Source organism: Bradyrhizobium glycinis (genome assembly GCF_016031655.1).
In the GTDB taxonomy this organism is placed as follows: Bacteria; Pseudomonadota; Alphaproteobacteria; order Rhizobiales; family Xanthobacteraceae; genus Bradyrhizobium; species Bradyrhizobium glycinis.
Genome location: NZ_JACCHQ010000003.1, coordinates 169,679 through 188,703 on the forward strand (window position 1 = coordinate 169,679; position 19,025 = coordinate 188,703).

Here is a 19,025-nt window from a genome sequence, read left to right on the forward strand (position 1 = left end):
ACAGATCAGGCGCTTTTCTTGTGTTCGCCCCGGATCACGACCCAGCGCTTCAACTTCGAAATCGGCTTCGTTTCCTCGATCCACACCATGTCGCCCGGCTTGAACTGGTTGCTCTCGTCGTGCGCGTGGTAGTTCTTCGAACGGCGGATCGTCTTCTTGTAGATCGGGTGCGTGAAGCGGCGGTCGACGCGCACCACGATGGTCTTGGCTTGCTTGTCGCTGACGACCACGCCCTGCAAAGTACGTTTCGGCATCTTCGTAAGCCTCTTACTTCTTCTTCGCGCGCGTCTGCGCGGCGATGGTCTTGATCCGGGCGATGTCACGGCGGGCCTCGCGCAGGCGCGAGGTGTTCTCGAGCTGCCCGGTGGCGCGCTGGAAGCGCAGGTTGAAGCGCTCCTTCTTCAGGTTCAGGATGGCCTCATCCTGCTGGTCGGGGCTCATCGCGCGGATGTCTTCGATCTTCATCTGGGCCATGGCCATTACTCCGCAATGCGCTCGACGAAGCGCGTCTTGATCGGCAGCTTGGCGGCCGCCAGGGTCAGCGCCTCACGCGCCGTCTGGGTGTTGACGCCATCGATCTCGAACAGCACCCGGCCCGGCTTGACGCGCGCGACCCACAATTCCGGCGAACCCTTGCCGGAGCCCATGCGGACTTCGGCCGGCTTCTTCGACACCGGAACGTCGGGGAACACGCGGATCCAGACGCGGCCGGCGCGCTTCATGTGGCGGGTCAGCGCGCGGCGGGCGGCTTCGATCTGGCGCGCGGTGACGCGCTCAGGCTCGGTCGCCTTCAGGCCGAACTGGCCGAACGCCAACGTCGCGCCCGAAGACGCAACGCCGTGGATGCGGCCCTTATGCGCCTTCCGGAACTTCGTTTTCTTAGGTTGCATCATGGCTTTAAGCCCTCAAATTCCTGTCTGGCCTTAGGCAGCGGCCGTCTCGCGGCGCTGACGGCCACCGCGATCGCCACTGCCGCCGGTCTCGCCTTCGGCCATTCTCTTGTCCTGGGCCATCGGATCGTGCTCGAGGATCTCGCCCTTGAAGATCCAGACCTTGACGCCGCAGGTGCCGAAGGTCGTGAACGCGGTCGCAACGCCGTAGTCGATGTCGGCCCGCAGCGTGTGCAGCGGCACGCGGCCTTCGCGATACCACTCCATACGCGCGATTTCCGCACCGCCGAGACGTCCCGAGCAGTTGATGCGGATGCCCTCCGCACCGAGACGCATCGCCGACTGCACGGCGCGCTTCATGGCACGGCGGAACGCCACGCGGCGCTCGAGCTGCTGCGCGATCGACTCGGCCACCAGCGTCGCATCGAGCTCCGGCTTGCGGATCTCGACGATGTTGATGACGACGTCCGACGAGGTGATGTCCGCGACCTTCTTGCGCAGCTTGTCGATGTCGGCGCCCTTCTTGCCGATCACCACGCCCGGACGGGCCGAGTGGATGGTGACGCGGCACTTCTTGTGCGGACGCTCTATCACGATGCGGGCGACGGCCGCCTGCTTGAGCTCCTTGTGCAGGATCTCGCGGATCTTGACGTCCTCGTGCAGCAGCTTGCCGTATTCCTGCTTGCCGGCGAACCAGCGGGAATCCCAGGTCCGGTTGATGCCGAGACGCAGACCGATCGGATTGATCTTTTGACCCATCGTGTTCTCCTGCGCCCTTACGCGGCGGCTTCAGCTTCGACCTGACGAACGATGATCGTCAGCTGCGAAAACGGTTTGTAGACACGGCCCGAGCGGCCGCGGCCGCGGGCGGCAAAGCGCTTCATCACGAGGCCGTTGCCGACGAAGGCCTGCGCCACGACGAGATCGTCCACGTCGAGGTCGTGGTTGTTCTCGGCGTTGGCGATCGCCGATTCCAGGCACTTCTTCACGTCGACCGCGATCCGCTTGCGCGAAAACTGCAGGTCGGCGAGCGCGGCAGACGCCTTCCGGCCGCGAATGAGCTGGGCGACCAGGTTGAGCTTCTGCGGGCTTACCCGCAGCATCCGGGCGACCGCCTTGGCCTCGTTGTCGGCGAGGCTCCGTTCGCGCTTAGGTTTGCTCATCGTTTAATCCTCAAGCCTTCTTGGCTTTCTTGTCGCCGGAGTGGCCATGGAAGGTCCGGGTCGGCGAGAACTCGCCGAACTTGTGACCAACCATTTCCTCGTTCACGGCCACCGGCACGTGCTTCTGACCATTGTAGACGCCGAAGGTCAGGCCGACGAATTGCGGCAGGATGGTCGAGCGACGGCTCCAGATCTTGATGACGTCGTGACGGCCGGACGCGCGCGCGGCATCTGCCTTCTTGAGCAGAGAACCCTCGACGAACGGGCCTTTCCAGACTGAACGAACCATGTCCGGCGTTCCTTACTTCTTCCGCTTGTGGCGGCTTAGGAGAATGAATTTGTTGGTCGACTTGTTGGTGCGGGTCTTCTTGCCCTTGGTCGGCTTGCCCCACGGGGTGACCGGGTGACGGCCGCCCGAGGTACGACCTTCACCACCGCCGTGCGGATGGTCGATCGGGTTCATCGCGACACCGCGGTTGTGCGGCCTGCGCCCCATCCAACGCTTGCGACCGGCCTTGCCGATCGAGGTGTTCATGTGATCCGGGTTCGAGACCGCGCCGATCGTGCCGCGGCAACGGCCGTGCACCAGGCGCTGCTCGCCCGAGTTCAGGCGGATGATGACGTAGTCCTGGTCGCGGCCGACGAGCTGGGCGTAGGTGCCCGCGGAACGCGCGAGCTGGCCGCCCTTGCCGATCTTGACCTCGATGTTGTGGATGATCGTGCCGACCGGCATGTTGCCGAGCGGCATGACGTTGCCCGGCTTCACGTCGACGTAATTGCCGGCGATGATCGTGTCGCCCACGGCCAGGCGCTGCGGCGCCAAGATGTAGGCCTGCTCGCCGTCCTGATACTTGATCAGGGCGATGAAGCCGGTGCGGTTCGGATCATATTCCAGCCGCTCGATGGTCGCGGGCACGTCGACCTTCTCACGCTTGAAGTCGACGGTACGCAGCGTCTGCTTATGACCGCCGCCGCGGAAGCGCACGGTGATGCGGCCGGTGTTGTTGCGACCGCCCGAGGACTTCTTGCCCTCCGTGAGCGCCTTGACCGGCTTGCCCTTGTAGAGGGCCGAACGATCGACCATGACCAGCTGGCGCTGGCCCGGCGTCGTGGGATTGAATGTCTTCAGTGCCATCGTCGTACGACCTTACAGACCGGTGGTGACGTCGATCCGGTGACCCTCTTCGAGGGTCACGATCGCGCGTTTGCTGTTCGACTGCGAACCGATGGTGCCGCGGAAGGCCTTGACCTTGCCCTTGCGGACCAGCGTGTTGACGCTCTTGACCTTGACGTCGAACAGCTTCTCGATCGCTTCCTTGATCTGCGGCTTTGTCGCCTTGGCGGCCACCTTGAACAGCACCTTGTTGTGCTCCGAGGCGATCGTCGCCTTTTCGGTCACGACCGGCGACAGGATCACGTCGTAGTGGCGAGGCTCGATGTTCTTGCTCATTTGAAGCGCGCCTCCAGCGCATCGATGGCGGCCTTGGTCAGAACGAGCTTCTGACGGCGCAGGATGTCATAGACGTTGATGCCCTGGATCGGCAGCACGTCCATATTCGGGATGTTGCGGGCCGCAGCGGCGAAGCCGTTGTTGAGCTCGGCACCGTCGATGATCAGCGCGTTGGTGAGGCCGAGGCCCGAGAAGTGGCCGAGCAGCGCCTTGGTCTTGGCGGTCTCGAGCGCGGCCTTCTCGATCACGACGAGATCGCCGTCCTTGGCCTTGGCCGAGAGCGCATGCTTCAGAGCGAGCGCACGGACCTTCTTCGGCAGGTCGGTGGCGTGCGAACGCACCACCGGACCGAAGGCACGACCGCCGCCGCGGAACTGCGGCACGCGGGCCGAGCCGTGACGAGCACCGCCGGTGCCCTTCTGCTTGTACATTTTCTTGCCGGTGCGCCAGATCTCGGCGCGGCCCTTGGCCTTGTGCGTGCCGGCCTGGCGCTTGTTGAGCTGCCACTGCACGCAGCGCGCGATGATGTCCTCGCGCGGCTCGAGGCCGAAAATGGCGTCGGACAGCTGGACGGAGCCGGCTTCCTTACCTTCGAGGGTGGTGACCTTCAATTCCATCTCACGCCTCCTGCGCAGCCGGAGCGGCTTCCGCGTCGCCAGCAACCTTGAACTTGCCGGGCTTCGGAGCTTCCTTCGGTAGCGGCTTCTTGACGGCGTCGCGCACGCGGATCCAGCCGCCCTTGGAGCCGGGAACGGCGCCTTCGACGAGGATCAGGCCGCGCTCGACATCGGTCTGAACGACGCGAAGGTTGAGCGTGGTGATGCGGTCGACACCCATGTGGCCGGGCATCTTCTTGTTCTTCCAGGTCTTGCCGGGGTCCTGACGGCCACCGGTCGAACCGATCGAGCGGTGCGAGATCGACACACCGTGCGTGGCGCGCAGACCGCCGAAGTTCCAGCGCTTCATGCCGCCGGCAAAGCCCTTACCGACCGAGGTGCCGGTGACGTCGACGAACTGGCCAACGACGAAGTGGTCGGCCTGGATCTCGGCGCCGACCGGGATCATGGCGTCCGCGGTGACGCGGAACTCCTCGACCCGGCGCTTCGGCTCGACCTTGGCGACCGCGAACTGGCCGCGCTCGGCCTTCGGCATGTAAACGGTCTTGCGGGTGCCAGAACCGAGCTGGAGCGCGACGTAACCGTTCTTCTCTTCGGTGCGGTGGCCTACGACCTGGCAATTGCCGAGCTTCAGCACGGTCACGGGGATATGTTCGCCGGCCTCCGTGAAGACCCGCGTCATCCCGACCTTTTGTGCGATCACTCCGGAGCGCATCGGCTTGCTTCCTGTTCTCTTTGTCCGCTTTTGGCGAACGGGATCCAAAATCTTAGAGCTTGATCTCGACGTCGACACCGGCGGCCAGGTCGAGCTTCATCAAAGCATCGACGGTCTGCGGGGTCGGATCGACGATGTCGAGCAGGCGCTTGTGAGTGCGCATCTCGAACTGTTCGCGGCTCTTCTTGTCGACGTGGGGCGAACGGTTGACGGTGAACTTCTCGATGCGGGTGGGCAGCGGAATGGGTCCGCGGACCTGCGCGCCGGTGCGCTTCGCCGTGTTCACGATCTCACGGGTCGACGTATCGAGGATACGATGGTCGAACGCCTTGAGACGGATACGAATGTTTTGGCCGTTCATTGCCGTGTCTCTCTTCAGTGGGTGGCGAATAGCGAATAGCGAATGTCACCATTCGCTACTCGCCGTCCCTTTTCTCGTAATTACTCGATGATCGAGGCGACGACGCCGGCGCCGACGGTGCGGCCGCCTTCGCGGATCGCGAAGCGGAGCTTCTCTTCCATCGCGATCGGCACGATCAGGTGCACTTCCATCGCGATGTTGTCGCCCGGCATCACCATCTCGGTGCCTTCCGGCAGGTGCACGACACCGGTCACGTCGGTGGTGCGGAAGTAGAACTGCGGACGGTAGTTGGTGAAGAACGGGGTGTGGCGACCGCCCTCTTCCTTGGTGAGGATGTAGGCCTCAGCCTTGAACTTGGTGTGCGGCTTGACCGAACCCGGCTTGGCCAGAACCTGGCCGCGCTCGACGTCCTCGCGCTTGGTGCCGCGGAGCAGCGCGCCGATGTTGTCGCCGGCCTGGCCCTGATCGAGCAGCTTGCGGAACATTTCGACGCCGGTGACGGTGGTCTTCTGGGTGGCGCGGAGACCGACGATCTCGATTTCCTCGCCGACCTTGACGACGCCGCGCTCGACACGGCCGGTCACGACGGTGCCGCGGCCCGAGATCGAGAACACGTCTTCAACCGGCATCAGGAACGGCTGGTCGATCGGACGCTCCGGCTGCGGGATGTACTCGTCGACGTTGCGCATCAGCTCGAGGATGGCGTCGTGGCCGAGCTTCTTGTCGGAATCTTCGAGAGCGGCGAGCGCCGAACCCTTGATGATCGGGATCTTGTCGCCGGGGAATTCGTACTTGGAGAGCAGCTCGCGGACTTCGAGCTCGACGAGCTCGAGCAGCTCCGGATCGTCGACCATGTCGCACTTGTTGAGGAACACAACCAGCGCAGGCACGCCGACCTGGCGGGCGAGCAGGATGTGCTCGCGGGTCTGCGGCATCGGGCCGTCAGCGGCCGACACGACCAGGATCGCACCGTCCATCTGGGCGGCGCCGGTAATCATGTTCTTCACGTAGTCGGCGTGGCCGGGGCAGTCGACGTGAGCGTAGTGGCGGTTCTTGGTCTCGTACTCGACGTGCGCGGTCGAGATGGTGATGCCACGCGCCTTCTCTTCCGGCGCCTTGTCGATCTGATCGTACGCGGTGAACGTCGCACCGCCGGTCTCGGCGAGGATCTTGGTGATCGCCGCAGTCAGCGACGTCTTACCATGGTCGACGTGACCGATGGTGCCGATGTTGCAGTGCGGCTTGGTACGTTCAAACTTTGCTTTGGCCATTTGACTCTCCGTTCAATCGTCGGCTTGAGACCGACGACAATCAGGCAAACTTCTTCTGGACTTCTGCCGACACATTGGCCGGCGCTTCTGCGTAGTGATCGAACTGCATGGTGAAGGTCGCGCGACCCTGGCTCATCGAGCGCAGATTGTTCACGTAACCGAACATGTTCATGAGCGGCACCATCGCGTTGATGACGTTGGCGTTGCCGCGCATGTCCTGCCCCTGGATCTGACCGCGCCGGGAATTCAGGTCGCCGATGACCGAGCCGGTGTAGTCCTCCGGAGTCACCACCTCGACCTTCATGATCGGCTCGAGCAGGACCGACTTACCCATCTGCAGCGCTTCGCGGAAGCAGGCGCGCGAGGCGATTTCGAAGGCGAGCGCCGACGAGTCGACGTCGTGATACTTGCCGTCGACGAGCTGCACCTTGACGTCGACCACGGGGAAGCCCGCGACCACGCCGGACGACAGCACGCTCTCCAGGCCCTTCTCGACGCCGGGGATGTATTCTTTCGGCACCGCGCCGCCGACGATCTTCGATTCGAACTCGAAGCCCTTGCCGGGCTCGTTCGGCTCGACGATGAACGACACGGCCGCGAACTGGCCGGTACCGCCGGTCTGCTTCTTGTGGGTGTAGCTGTGCTCCACCCGCTTGGTGATGCGCTCACGGAACGCCACCTGGGGCGCACCGATGTTGGCGTCGACCTTGTAGGTGCGCTTGAGGATGTCGACCTTGATGTCGAGATGGAGCTCGCCCATGCCCTTGAGGATGGTCTGGCCGGACTCGTGGTCGGTCGACACGCGGAAGGACGGGTCCTCCGCGGCGAGCTTGGCCAGCGCCACGCCCAGCTTCTCCTGGTCGGCCTTGGACTTCGGCTCGATCGCGATCTCGATGACCGGCTCGGGGAATTCCATCTTCTCCAGGATGACCTGGTGGTCGGGATCGCACAGCGTGTCACCGGTGCGCGCTTCCTTCAGACCCGCCAGCGCGACGATGTCGCCGGCATAGGCCTCCTTGATGTCCTCGCGGTTGTTCGCATGCATCAACAGCATGCGCCCGATCCGCTCCTTCTTCTCGCGGGTCGAGTTCACGACGCCGGTGCCGCTCTGCAGAACGCCAGAGTAGATGCGGCAGAAGGTGATGGTGCCGACGAACGGGTCGTCCATGATCTTGAACGCGAGCAGCGCCAGCGGCTCCTTGTCGTCCGCCTTGCGCACGACTTCGTTGCCCTTGTCGTCGGTGCCCTTGATCGCGGGCACGTCGAGCGGCGACGGCAGATAGTCGACGACGGCGTCGAGCAGTGGCTGCACGCCCTTGTTCTTGAAGGCCGAGCCGCACAGCACGGGATAGAATGCGCCGGTCAGCACCGCCTTACGGATCAGGCGCTTCAGGGTCGCCTCGTCCGGCTCCTTACCATCGAGATAGGCGGCCATGGCGTCATCGTCGAGCTCGACGGCGGCTTCCACCATCTTCTCGCGGTATTCCTTTGCCTGGTCGACGAGGTCTTCCGGAATATCGACATAGTCGAACTTGGCACCGAGCGATTCATCGTTCCAGATGACGCCCTTCATCTTCACGAGATCGACGAGACCTTTGAAGTTGTTCTCGGCACCGATCGGAAGCTGGATCGCGACGGGCTTGGCGCCCAGACGGTCGACGATGTCCGACAGACACTTGAAGAAGTCGGCGCCGATCTTGTCCATCTTGTTGGCGAAGACGATGCGAGGAACCTTGTACTTGTCGCCCTGGCGCCAGACGGTCTCGGTCTGGGGCTCGACGCCCTGGTTCGAGTCGAGCACGCAGACGGCGCCGTCGAGCACGCGGAGCGAACGCTCGACCTCAATGGTGAAGTCGACGTGACCGGGCGTGTCGATGATGTTCAGGCGCTTACCGTTCCAGAACGCGGTGGTCGCAGCCGAGGTGATCGTGATGCCACGCTCCTGCTCCTGCTCCATCCAGTCCATCGTCGCGGCACCTTCGTGCACTTCGCCGATCTTGTGGCTCTTGCCGGTGTAATAGAGGATGCGCTCGGTGGTCGTGGTCTTGCCGGCGTCGATATGCGCCATGATACCGAAGTTACGGTAGTCTTCGATGGCATGTTGGCGGGGCATGGGTCGTTCCTTGCGAGTCCGAGTGTGTCGCCGTTACCAGCGATAGTGCGAGAAGGCGCGGTTGGCTTCGGCCATGCGGTGCACGTCTTCGCGCTTCTTGACGGCGTTCCCCCGGTTGTTCGATGCGTCCAAGAGCTCCGCCGAGAGCCGCTCGGTCATCGTCTTCTCGTTGCGCTCGCGCGCAGCCGCGATCAGCCAGCGAATGCCGAGGGCCTGCCGGCGGGTCGAGCGGACCTCGACCGGAACCTGGTAGGTCGCGCCGCCGACGCGGCGGGAGCGGACCTCGATGGTCGGCATGACGTTCTCGAGCGCCTGCTCGAACACGCCGAGCGGGTTCTGCTTGGTCTTGGATTCGATGATGCCGAACGCACCATAGACGATGCCTTCCGCAACCGACTTCTTGCCGGCGTACATCACCGAGTTCATGAACTTCGTGACGATGATGTTCCCGAACTTCGGGTCCGGAAGAACTTCGCGCTTTTCCGCAGAGTGGCGACGAGACATAGGCTTGGTTCCCGCTTACTTCGGACGCTTGGCGCCGTACTTCGAACGACGCTGCTTACGGTTCTTGACGCCCTGGGTGTCCAGAACGCCGCGGAGGATGTGATAGCGCACGCCCGGCAAGTCCTTGACGCGGCCGCCGCGGATCATGACCACCGAGTGCTCCTGGAGGTTATGGCCCTCACCGGGGATGTAGCCGATCACCTCGAAGCCGTTGGTCAGGCGCACCTTGGCAACCTTACGAAGCGCCGAGTTCGGCTTCTTCGGGGTCGTGGTGTAGACGCGCGTGCAAACACCACGCTTCTGCGGCGACTGCTGCAGCGCCGGCACCTTCTTGCGCGACTTCTGCACTTCCCGCGGTTGAGCGATCAGCTGGTTGATCGTCGGCATTCTGGCCTTCACCCTTTTTCTGCCGCGGCCCCTCGCGGGTCCGCTGTCTTGCCGCGGCCCGTCACCGGGTCCGCAAATTCTGCTCGAGTTACCCACCCGAAGGGGCCGCCTTGCGCGAAAAAACCCGCGCAAAGCGAAATTGCGCCAACCGCTCCATCAACGAGCGGAAAGCGCTTCGACGCCACAGAGGACCGCAGTCTCGAGACCGCTCAGCGTAACGCCGCGGCCCGCGCACCGAGGTCATGCATCCGAATTCAATCTCAAGAGAACGTGCTCAAGAGAACTAAAGTCGCACTGGCATTGCCTAGCTATGATCGACAGCGTTTGAGCGGCATTCGTCGAGGTTGGTGCCCGTCTTTGCGACCCCTTGCAGATCTAGTCTTTGGGGATCAACGGGTGGCCCGTTCCGACGCTGGCGATGCTCACCGCCTGTCGTTAAGTGAGGCGCTTTCTATAAGTGAGAATCGGTCAAGTCAAGGTGAAACGACAGTCACAAAGCGCTTCATGCGCCTGCAAAAAATAGCCTCTTGGCCGCCTCTCCGCGCCTGCCTGATATAGGATCGCAGCGCGTGGCCCGCCAGATCTGAAAGAAATTATACCCGGGTTTAATGTAGTTTTATTACCAAGCTGAGGGCTTTTTTCCTGCTTGCGCCCAGTTTGCTGGCTGTGGCGCGGCCTACCAGCTTTCTCGGCCCCGCGATGCCCGTTGTGACGGGGCTTCAGCCCGGACTGGTCGATCCGCGGATGGCTCTTACCCCAAGCCATGCGCGCAAAAAAAACGGCGTCGCGGCGGCCGAACACCTTGCATCAGAGAATCGACGAATCGGCGCTGAACCGTGCGTTGCCTGCCAGGCGAGACGATCAAACGCGGCCGCTCGGAGCTGAACGCCCGCGGTTACTCGTCCTCATCGTCCTCGAGGTCTTCGTCCTCGTCGTCATCGTCGCGGTCGTCGGCGGCGTGAGCTGCCGCGCCATGCGGCTGGTGGATCTGGTCGTTCCACAGCTTGCGATAGGTGCCGTTCTTGGCGAGCAACTCGGCATGGGAACCGCGCTCGATCGCCCTGCCCCCTGATATCACGATGATCTCGTCCATCTCGACCACCGAGGTCAGGCGGTGGGTCGACCAGATCATGGTGCGACCCTTGGCGACCCTGAGCAGGGTGCGGTTGATCGCGGCCTCGGTGGTCTGGTCCAGCGCCGAGGTGGCTTCGTCCAGCAGCAGCACGGAGGGGTTGCGGATGATCGCGCGCGCGATCGCGATGCGCTGGCGCTGGCCGCCCGACAGCGTGTCGCCGCGCTCGCCGACCTGCGTGTCGTAGCGCTGCGGCAGGCTCATAATGTAGCGGTGGATCTCGGCCTTCTTGGCCGCCTCCTCCACCTCCTCGTCGGTTGCGCCCTCCTTGCCGAGCCGGATGTTCTCGCGGATCGACATGTTGAACAGCATGTTCTCCTGGAACACCACCGCCATGCTCCGGCGCAGCGAGTCCAGCGTCACCTTGCGGACGTCGACGCCGTCGATGGTGACGCGGCCTTCGTCGGGCACGTAGAGCCGCAGGATCAGATTGAGCAGCGTGCTCTTGCCGGAGCCGCTCGGACCGACGATCGCGATGCGCTTGCCGGCATCGAGCTTGAGGCTGAGATTGTCCAGCACCGGCGTCTGACTGCCCTCGTACTGGAAGGTGACGTGATCAAAGGTAATGTCGTTGGTGATGCGGGGCAGATCGGGCGCGCCGGGACGATCGGCGCCGCGGGTCGGCTCGTCGAGCAGTTCCTGGATGTGACGGATCGCGGCGGCCGAGGAGATCGACACCGGGATGAAATGCATCACATGGGCGATGTTGTAGGAGACCTCCCAGAACGCGCTCTCGAAAGTGACAAAGGTGCCGATCGTGATATGGCCCTTGGTCGCCAGATACGCGCCGATCGCGAGCACCACGAGGTGCAGGAGGAGCACCGAGATGGTGACCGTCCGCTCCACCATGGTCGAGAGGAATGTGGCCGAGGCCATCTTGTTGCGGGTCTCGTCGTTGCGCAAGGTGAAGAAGCCGAACATCTTGCGTTGCAGGCTGAACGCCTTGATCACCGCCTGGGCCGCCACGTTCTCCTGCACTTGGCCCAGCAGCGCCGATTCGTTGAGCTTCTGCTCGTAATTGGCCTGCACCGCCTTCGGCGTCAGGATCCGGGGGCCGATCAGCGTGATCGGGAACACCAGCAGCGCGACGACGGCGAGCTGCCAGTTGAGGAACAGCATCAGGATGATGCCGGCGATCAGCTCCAGGAACGGCAGCGCGGCACTGTTGGCAAACGTCTTGACCGAGCCTTCGAAGGCCGAGAGATCGACCGAAAAGCGCGACAAGATCTCGCCGCGCTTGGTGCGGCCGAAATAGGCGGCCGGCAGGTCCTGGACGTGCTCGAACAGGCGCTTGCGGACATCGGAGATGATGCACGCAGCAAGCCGTGCGTCCCAGCGCTCGTACCAGACGGCGACGATCGAGGTGAAGATGCCGGCGGCCGCGAGCACGCCGAGGATCTTGTAGAGCGCCTGAAAATCCTCCTCGCCGAGCGCATCGTCGATCAGGAATTTGAGGCTGAGCGGCATGATGACGTTGAACAACGTCTCGACCACGACGCCGAATGCCACGAACGACAGCATTCGCTTGTAATTCGAGAGATAGGGCCTGACGAAGCCGACGATGGTCGCGAGCGCGCCGGCGGCTTCGCGCGCGGTAAAGACGACGAGGTCCTCGTCCTCCTCCTCGTCGTCGAGTTCCAGCCCGTCGTGCTCTTCGTCTTCCTCGTCCTGGTCGGGTTCGGGGTCCGGCTTGGCGAGAGCAAGCTTGTCCTCGAACTCGGCCGCCTCTTCCGCGGCGGCCTTCTGTTTGTCGGGCGGGAGGGGCTTGGATGCCATGAAACCAACCGATGCTGACGGCCGGCATGACCGCAGAGAACGCAGGAAATAGCGGCAACCGCTATCGCACCGATTCTAAGCGATCAGGATGAATTCGGCAAAACAATTGGCGAATTCGATTCCCGTCCCTGGGCTAGTCCTCGTCCTCGACCTTGTCGAAGAAGGAATAGCGCAAGCTGTCCGCGTCGGCGTACCACTGCCCCGGTCCCTTATTGGCGGCAAGCGTCGCCTCCCAGAGCGCATCGGTGCAATCCTTGCGGTGCATCGACAGGTCGAAGCCGTTGCCGAAGAAGAGCTCGGACCATTCCCACCAGGTGCCGAGCTTCTTGACTCCGCGCAGCAGGTCGTAACGGTCGATCAATGCCGGCGCCATGTCCGAGGTGATGGAGCCGAACACGAGGCCGGTCTTGACCACGCGGTTGAGCTCGCGAATCGCGCGGACCACCTGCTTCGGGGACACGTGGCAGAGGCTGGTCTCGAACACGAAGTCGAACGTGCCGTCCTTGAACGGCATGTCGGTGATCGATCCGAGCTTGTTGTACTTCTTCAGCGCTTTCGGCGTCCTGGCGTGGATGGCGCGGTTGTTCTCGATTCCCCACGCATCGATGCCGCGATCGCGCAGCGCGCCGACCAGTTCGCCGCTGGCGGAGCCCGCGACCAGCAGCTTGGTCCCCGCCGCCCTGCCCCAGACGATTCCGATCAGCTTCGTGAGGTAGTCGGGATCGGTGAAGTGCCGCCACGCCTGGTGATAGGGGCCGAGGCCGCGATAATTCTCGAAATAATCGCGATCGATCCTGTCCGACAGCGGCTTCTCGCCCTGCGCGCGTTCGCGGCGCAGGCGCATCATCTCGGTCAGGATGATGTCGGTCGCCGCGTCCGAGGAATCGAGCAGGCCGTTCAGCGTCGAATCGAACAGATAGTCGCCGACCACCACGATGCCGGGGTGCTCCTTCGGCTCGGGCCGGTGATTGGTCATGACGTCGCGCACCGGCAAACCACCAGGCAGCGCGTTCACCGACGACAGCCAGCGGTGGATCTTGCCTTCCATGAAGTGCAGACGCGCATCGCCGAGAGAAGCCGGCAGCGATTTCAGGGCGGCGTCGATCAGCTCCTGGTCAGACAGATTGGCAAAAGCCAGCGCGTCGGAGCCGGGAATGAGCCAGTTCAGAACACCATGCTTGCCGACGTCGTGACGTGCGCCCTCGTTGTAGACGCAGCAGCCGCCGAAGGCTTCCGACATGAACCAGGCGCCCGGAATCTTGTCGCCCCAGAACGGCTCGTCGAACAGGATCGAAACGCGCAGGTAGTGCGCGGGACGGTCGAAATAGGCCACGTGCTTGACCATCGACTTGCGCAGCTGCTCGCCCTCCCAGCCGAGAGTGGCGAGCCAGGAATGCGGCAGGCAGACCAGCACGAGATCGAAGTCACGGGTCTCCGGCCCCTTGCCGTTCATCATCTTCAGCTGATACCGGCCGGTCGACGCCTTGCCGACGGTAAGCACGCGGTGGTTGAGCTGGATGTCGGCATTGACCTCCGACTGCAGGCAATCGATCAGCTGCTCGTTGCCGTTCTGGATGGAATAGAGGCCGATATAGCCGTCGACATCCATCAGATAGTTCTTGAGCGCGTTGAGCCCGTTGGTGTTGTGGCTCTCGGTCGCGATGTCGGAACGCGCCATCACCTTGAAGAAGCGCTTTGCAGTGGCGTCCTCGACCTCCTCGTCGAGCACCTGCTCGGCGGTCTTGTAGGCCCAGGGATGCTCGTTATCGTGCGCGCCGACGCCCTCGTAATATTCCACCGGCGACATCACCTCGGCGCAGCGCTTGCGGAAGGCTTCGATCGCAGCCGCAGTCTTGGCGCCGTATTTGCGGCGCATGCCGGGAACGTCGTTGAGCAGCTCACCGCCGAGTTGGACCTGCTCGGCATCCATCGGAATGGTCTGCAGGCCGAAATGCTGGATCAGCTCGCGCAGCGGGTCCGGGCCCGTCATCGAGTAGTCGTAGATCTCGGCAACGCCGGCCTCGTACATCGCGGGCGCCGAATCGAACTTGCGCGTGACGATCTTGCCGCCGAGCCGGTCGGAGGCCTCGTAGATGGTGACGCGGCAGAGATCGCCGAGCTTGCGCTTCAGGTACCAGGCGCTCATCAGCCCACCGGGGCCGCCGCCTACGATTGCGAGATCAAGCATGAGAGTTCCGTGGTCTTCCGGCCCTGCCCCCTTCGCGGGACCACCGGTCTAAGTCGCCTTAGCAGAAGCGCTTTTACGGCTGAAGGAAAGATGAACAAAGGTTGATCCCGCATCGCAACAAGCGAAGAAAGCAGCAAAAAGGCCGGCAAAAGCCGGCCTTTTCGTTGTCCTCGGTATTCCTACGGATGAACGATCATTCCGCAGGCGGCAGTGCAGGAAGCTCGGCTTCCGGCGCCGGCGACACGACGGCGGCCTGCTTCTCGCGCTCGTCCAGGATCAGCTTGTCGCGCTTCATGGCGACTTCGCGGATCTTGGCCATGGAGGCGCCGGTGCCAGCCGGGATCAGCCGGCCAACGATGACGTTCTCCTTGAGGCCTTCGAGCGGATCGATCTTGCCGTTGACCGCCGCCTCGGTGAGGACGCGGGTGGTCTCCTGGAACGATGCCGCCGAGAAGAAGGAGCGGGTCTGGAGGCTCGCCTTGGTGATGCCGAGCAGAACCGGCGTTCCCGTGGCGGGCTTCTTGCCCTCTTCCTTGGCCTTCGCGTTCAGCGCGTCGAACTCGATCTTGTCGACCTGCTCGCCCGAGATCATGTCCGTGTCGCCCTGGTCGGTGATTTCCACCTTCTGGAGCATCTGACGGACAATCACCTCGATGTGCTTGTCGTTGATGAGCACGCCCTGCAGCCGGTAGACCTCCTGGATTTCGTTGACCAGATAGGCCGCGAGCTCCTCGATGCCCTTGACCGCAAGGATGTCGTGCGGCGCCGGGTTGCCTTCCACGATGAAGTCGCCCTTTTCGACGACGTCGCCGTCCTGAAGGTGGATGTGCTTGCCCTTCGGGATCAGGTACTCGCGCGGCTCGTCGGTCTTGTCCATCGGCTCGATCGAGATGCGACGCTTGTTCTTGTAGTCGCGCCCGAACCGGATGGTGCCCGCGATCTCGGCGATGATCGCCGCATCCTTCGGGCGCCGCGCCTCGAACAGTTCCGCCACCCGCGGCAGACCGCCGGTGATGTCACGCGTCTTGGCGCTTTCGGTCGAGACACGAGCGAGGATGTCGCCCGGCTGGACCTTGGCTCCGATGTCGACCGAGAGAATGGCGTCGACCGACAGCATGTACCGGGCATCGCCGCCACGGGCGAGCTTGAGCACCTTGCCGTCCTTGCCCTTGACCACGATGGCCGGACGCAGGTCCGAGCCGCCGCGCGTCGAGCGCCAGTCGATGACGACGCGCTTGGCGATACCGGTGGCCTCGTCGAGCGTTTCCGAGATCGATTGCCCCTCGACCAGATCCTCGAAGCCGATGGTTCCTTCGACCTCGGTGAGCAGCGGACGGGTGTAAGGATCCCACTCGACGATGCGCTGACCGCGCTTGACCATGTCGCCCTCGTCGACGTGCAGACGCGAACCGTACTGGATACGGTGCGTCGCACGCTCGGTGCCGTCGGCATCGACGATTGCGACAACCATGTTGCGCACCATCGCGATCAGGTGACCTTCGCTGTTGCGGGCGATGGCCTTGTTCCTGATCACGATCTTGCCGTCGAAGTTGGCTTCGACGAAGGACTGCTCGTTGAGCTGCGCCGCACCGCCGATGTGGAAGGTGCGCATGGTGAGCTGGGTGCCCGGCTCGCCGATCGACTGCGCCGCGATGACGCCGACCGCTTCGCCGTGGTTGACCGGCGTGCCGCGGGCGAGGTCGCGGCCGTAGCACTTGCCGCAGATGCCGTTGACGAGCTCGCAGGTCAGTGCCGAGCGGATCTTCACCTCCTGGATGCCGGCCTGATGGATGGCATCCACGTGGCTCTCTTCCATCAGCGTATCGCGCTTGACGATCACCTGGCCCGAGCTGTCACGCACGTCTTCGCAGGCCGTGCGTCCGAGGATGCGCGAGCCGAGCGAGGCGACCACGGTGCCGGCGTCGACGATGGCGCGCATCTTGATGCCGAGCTTGGTGCCGCAGTCGCTCTGCGTGATGATGCAGTCCTGCGCCACGTCGACGAGACGACGGGTCAGGTAGCCGGAGTTCGCGGTCTTCAACGCGGTGTCCGCGAGGCCCTTGCGGGCGCCGTGGGTCGAGTTGAAGTACTCGAGCACCGAGAGGCCTTCCTTGAAGTTCGAGATGATCGGCGTCTCGATGATCTCGCCCGACGGCTTGGCCATCAGGCCGCGCATGCCGGCGAGCTGGCGCATCTGGGCCGGCGAACCGCGGGCACCGGAGTGAGCCATCATGTAGATCGAGTTGATGTCGGCGTCGGCCCCGCTCGCCGTCTTCTTGGTGGCGGAGATCTCCTTCATCATCGCCTTGGCGATTTCTTCCGTGGCCTTCGACCAGGCGTCGACGACCTTGTTGTACTTCTCGCCATGCGTGATCAGACCGTCGTTGTACTGCTGCTCGAAATCCTTCGCCAGCGTACGGGTGGTGTCGACGATCTTCCACTTGCCGTGCGGCACGACCATGTCGTCCTTGCCGAACGAGATGCCGGCCTTGAACGCGTTGTAGAAGCCAAGCGCCATGATGCGGTCGCAGAAGATCACCGTCTCCTTCTGGCCGCAGTGGCGATAGACCTGGTCGATGACGCCGGAGATCTCGCGCTTGGTCATCAGCTTGTTGATGATCTCGTAGGAGATGCGCGGGTTCTTCGGCAGCAGATTGCCGAGCATGACGCGGCCGGCGGTGGTCTCAATCCAGCGCTTGGAGACCTTGCCGGTCTCGTCCACGCCTTCCCACCGATACTTGATCTTGGTGTGGAGGTGGATGACCTTCGCGTGCAGCGCGTGCTCGAGCTCGGCCATGTCGCCGAACACCTTGCCCTCGCCGGGCAGGCCTTCGCGCATGATCGAGACGTAGTACAGACCGAGCACGATGTCCTGCGACGGCACGATGATCGGCTGGCCGTTGGCCGGATGCAGGATGTTGTTGGTCGACATCATCAGGACGCGCGCTTCCAACTGCGCTTCGAGCGACAGCGGAACGTGCACGGCCATCTGGTCGCCGTCGAAGTCGGCGTTGAACGCGGAGCAGACCAGCGGGTGCAGCTGGATCGCCTTGCCCTCGATCAGCACGGGCTCGAACGCCTGAATGCCGAGGCGATGCAGCGTCGGTGCGCGGTTGAGCAGCACCGGATGCTCGCGGATCACCTCGTCCAGGATGTCCCAGACCTCGGGCCGTTCCTTCTCGACCAGCTTCTTGGCCTGCTTCACGGTGGTGGACAGGCCTTTGGCGTCGAGCCGCGAATAGATGAACGGCTTGAACAGCTCGAGCGCCATCTTCTTCGGCAGGCCGCACTGATGCAGGCGCAGTTCGGGACCGACCACGATCACCGAACGGCCCGAATAGTCGACGCGCTTGCCGAGCAGGTTCTGGCGGAAGCGACCCTGCTTGCCCTTGAGCATGTCGGCGAGCGACTTCAGCGGACGCTTGTTGGCGCCGGTGATGACGCGGCCGCGGCGGCCGTTGTCGAACAGCGCATCGACCGCTTCCTGAAGCATGCGCTTCTCGTTGCGGATGATGATGTCGGGCGCGCGCAGCTCCATCAGCCGCTTCAAGCGGTTGTTGCGGTTGATGACGCGGCGATAGAGGTCGTTGAGATCAGAGGTCGCGAAGCGGCCGCCGTCCAGCGGCACCAGCGGGCGCAGGTCCGGCGGAATCACCGGGATCACGGTCATGATCATCCATTCCGGCTTGTTGCCGGAGTGGCGGAACGCCTCCACGATCTTCAGGCGCTTGGCGAGCTTCTTGTGCTTGATGTCGGAGTCGGTCTCCTGCATCTCGGCACGCAGCGAGGCCTCGAGCTTCTCAAGGTCCATACCCTTGAGCAGCTCGCGGATCGCCTCGGCGCCGATCATGGCGGTGAAGCTGTCCTGGCCGTACTCGTCCTGCGCCTTCAGATACTCGTCTTCCGACAGCAGCTGACGGTCCTTCAGCGCGGTGAGCCCCGGCTCGAGCACGACGTAATATTCGAAGTAGAGGATCCGCTCGAGATCCTTCAGCGTCATGTCGAGCAGGAGGCCGATGCGCGAGGGCAGCGACTTCAGGAACCAGATGTGGGCGACGGGGGCTGCGAGCTCGATATGGCCCATGCGCTCGCGCCGGACGCGCGACAGCGTGACCTCGACCGAGCACTTCTCGCAGATGATGCCTTTGTACTTCATGCGCTTGTACTTGCCGCACAAGCACTCGTAGTCCTTGATCGGCCCGAAGATGCGGGCGCAGAACAGGCCGTCGCGCTCGGGCTTGAAGGTACGATAGTTGATGGTCTCCGGCTTCTTGATCTCGCCGTAGGACCAGGACAGAATCTTCTCTGGAGACGCGATCGAGATCCGGATCTGGTCGAAGACCTGAGCCGGCGTCGTCGGGTTGAAGAGATTCATAATTTCTTGGTTCATCGTCTTCTCCTCGCGTGCCGGTCGCCTCCGGCCGCAAATTCGAAAATCACTTCTGCATGGCGCCCTGC

General features: G+C 63.4%; 18 protein-coding genes. All 18 read right to left on the reverse strand.

Annotated features, from left to right (window positions below; translation table 11 throughout):
- Nucleotides 1-5: 5 nt before the first annotated feature.
- Nucleotides 6-254, reverse strand: a complete 249-nt coding sequence (rpsQ, locus tag HZZ16_RS07635) for a 30S ribosomal protein S17 (RefSeq protein WP_024342452.1) — start codon at nt 252-254, stop codon at nt 6-8.
- 13 nt (nt 255-267) lie between these two features.
- Nucleotides 268-474 (reverse strand): 50S ribosomal protein L29, encoded by a 207-nt coding sequence (gene rpmC, locus HZZ16_RS07640; protein WP_025036989.1) that lies wholly within the window; start codon nt 472-474, stop codon nt 268-270.
- Between the two features lie 5 nt (nt 475-479).
- The gene (gene rplP / locus HZZ16_RS07645; protein WP_008136349.1) at nt 480-893 is read right to left on the reverse strand and encodes a 50S ribosomal protein L16; all 414 of its coding nucleotides are present in this window, start codon (nt 891-893) and stop codon (nt 480-482) included.
- Between the two features lie 30 nt (nt 894-923).
- Nucleotides 924-1,649, reverse strand: a complete 726-nt coding sequence (gene rpsC / locus HZZ16_RS07650) for a 30S ribosomal protein S3 (RefSeq protein WP_061876881.1) — start codon at nt 1,647-1,649, stop codon at nt 924-926.
- 17 nt (nt 1,650-1,666) lie between these two features.
- Nucleotides 1,667-2,053 carry a 50S ribosomal protein L22 gene (rplV, locus tag HZZ16_RS07655; RefSeq protein WP_008549264.1) on the reverse strand — a complete coding sequence of 129 codons (387 nt, stop codon included), beginning with the start codon at nt 2,051-2,053 and terminating at the stop codon, nt 1,667-1,669.
- A gap of 10 nt (nt 2,054-2,063) precedes the next feature.
- Nucleotides 2,064-2,342 (reverse strand): 30S ribosomal protein S19, encoded by a 279-nt coding sequence (gene rpsS / locus HZZ16_RS07660; RefSeq protein WP_008136357.1) that lies wholly within the window; start codon nt 2,340-2,342, stop codon nt 2,064-2,066.
- Between the two features lie 12 nt (nt 2,343-2,354).
- Complete coding sequence (gene rplB / locus HZZ16_RS07665) at nt 2,355-3,188, reverse strand: 50S ribosomal protein L2 (RefSeq protein ID WP_197947883.1); 834 nt, start codon at nt 3,186-3,188, stop codon at nt 2,355-2,357.
- 12 nt (nt 3,189-3,200) lie between these two features.
- A complete protein-coding gene (locus HZZ16_RS07670) occupies nt 3,201-3,503 on the reverse strand; it encodes a 50S ribosomal protein L23 (RefSeq protein WP_025036992.1) in 303 nt (100 codons plus the stop codon).
- Nucleotides 3,500-4,120, reverse strand: coding sequence for a 50S ribosomal protein L4 (rplD, locus tag HZZ16_RS07675; protein WP_091894751.1), 621 nt, complete (start codon nt 4,118-4,120; stop codon nt 3,500-3,502). The genes HZZ16_RS07670 and rplD overlap by 4 nt, the downstream gene beginning before the upstream one ends.
- Before the next feature lies 1 nt (nt 4,121).
- On the reverse strand, nt 4,122-4,835 hold the full coding sequence (rplC, locus tag HZZ16_RS07680) for a 50S ribosomal protein L3 (protein WP_027574054.1): 714 nt from the start codon (nt 4,833-4,835) through the stop codon (nt 4,122-4,124).
- Nucleotides 4,836-4,887: 52 nt separating this feature from the next.
- Nucleotides 4,888-5,196 carry a 30S ribosomal protein S10 gene (gene rpsJ, locus HZZ16_RS07685; protein WP_002712302.1) on the reverse strand — a complete coding sequence of 103 codons (309 nt, stop codon included), beginning with the start codon at nt 5,194-5,196 and terminating at the stop codon, nt 4,888-4,890.
- An 80-nt stretch (nt 5,197-5,276) separates the two neighbouring features.
- Entirely contained in the window at nt 5,277-6,467 is a 1,191-nt protein-coding gene (gene tuf / locus HZZ16_RS07690; protein WP_100234749.1) for an elongation factor Tu, read from the reverse strand.
- 40 nt (nt 6,468-6,507) lie between these two features.
- Nucleotides 6,508-8,580, reverse strand: a complete 2,073-nt coding sequence (gene fusA, locus HZZ16_RS07695) for an elongation factor G (RefSeq protein WP_197947884.1) — start codon at nt 8,578-8,580, stop codon at nt 6,508-6,510.
- A gap of 33 nt (nt 8,581-8,613) precedes the next feature.
- Nucleotides 8,614-9,084, reverse strand: coding sequence for a 30S ribosomal protein S7 (gene rpsG / locus HZZ16_RS07700; protein ID WP_018647239.1), 471 nt, complete (start codon nt 9,082-9,084; stop codon nt 8,614-8,616).
- Nucleotides 9,085-9,099: 15 nt separating this feature from the next.
- Nucleotides 9,100-9,471, reverse strand: coding sequence for a 30S ribosomal protein S12 (rpsL, locus tag HZZ16_RS07705; RefSeq protein ID WP_007603006.1), 372 nt, complete (start codon nt 9,469-9,471; stop codon nt 9,100-9,102).
- A gap of 895 nt (nt 9,472-10,366) precedes the next feature.
- The gene (locus HZZ16_RS07710) at nt 10,367-12,379 is read right to left on the reverse strand and encodes an ABC transporter ATP-binding protein (protein ID WP_197947885.1); all 2,013 of its coding nucleotides are present in this window, start codon (nt 12,377-12,379) and stop codon (nt 10,367-10,369) included.
- Between the two features lie 133 nt (nt 12,380-12,512).
- On the reverse strand, nt 12,513-14,567 hold the full coding sequence (locus HZZ16_RS07715; protein ID WP_197947886.1) for an FAD-dependent oxidoreductase: 2,055 nt from the start codon (nt 14,565-14,567) through the stop codon (nt 12,513-12,515).
- Nucleotides 14,568-14,760: 193 nt separating this feature from the next.
- The gene (gene rpoC, locus HZZ16_RS07720) at nt 14,761-18,957 is read right to left on the reverse strand and encodes a DNA-directed RNA polymerase subunit beta' (RefSeq protein ID WP_197947887.1); all 4,197 of its coding nucleotides are present in this window, start codon (nt 18,955-18,957) and stop codon (nt 14,761-14,763) included.
- Between the last annotated feature and the right edge of the window lie 68 nt (nt 18,958-19,025).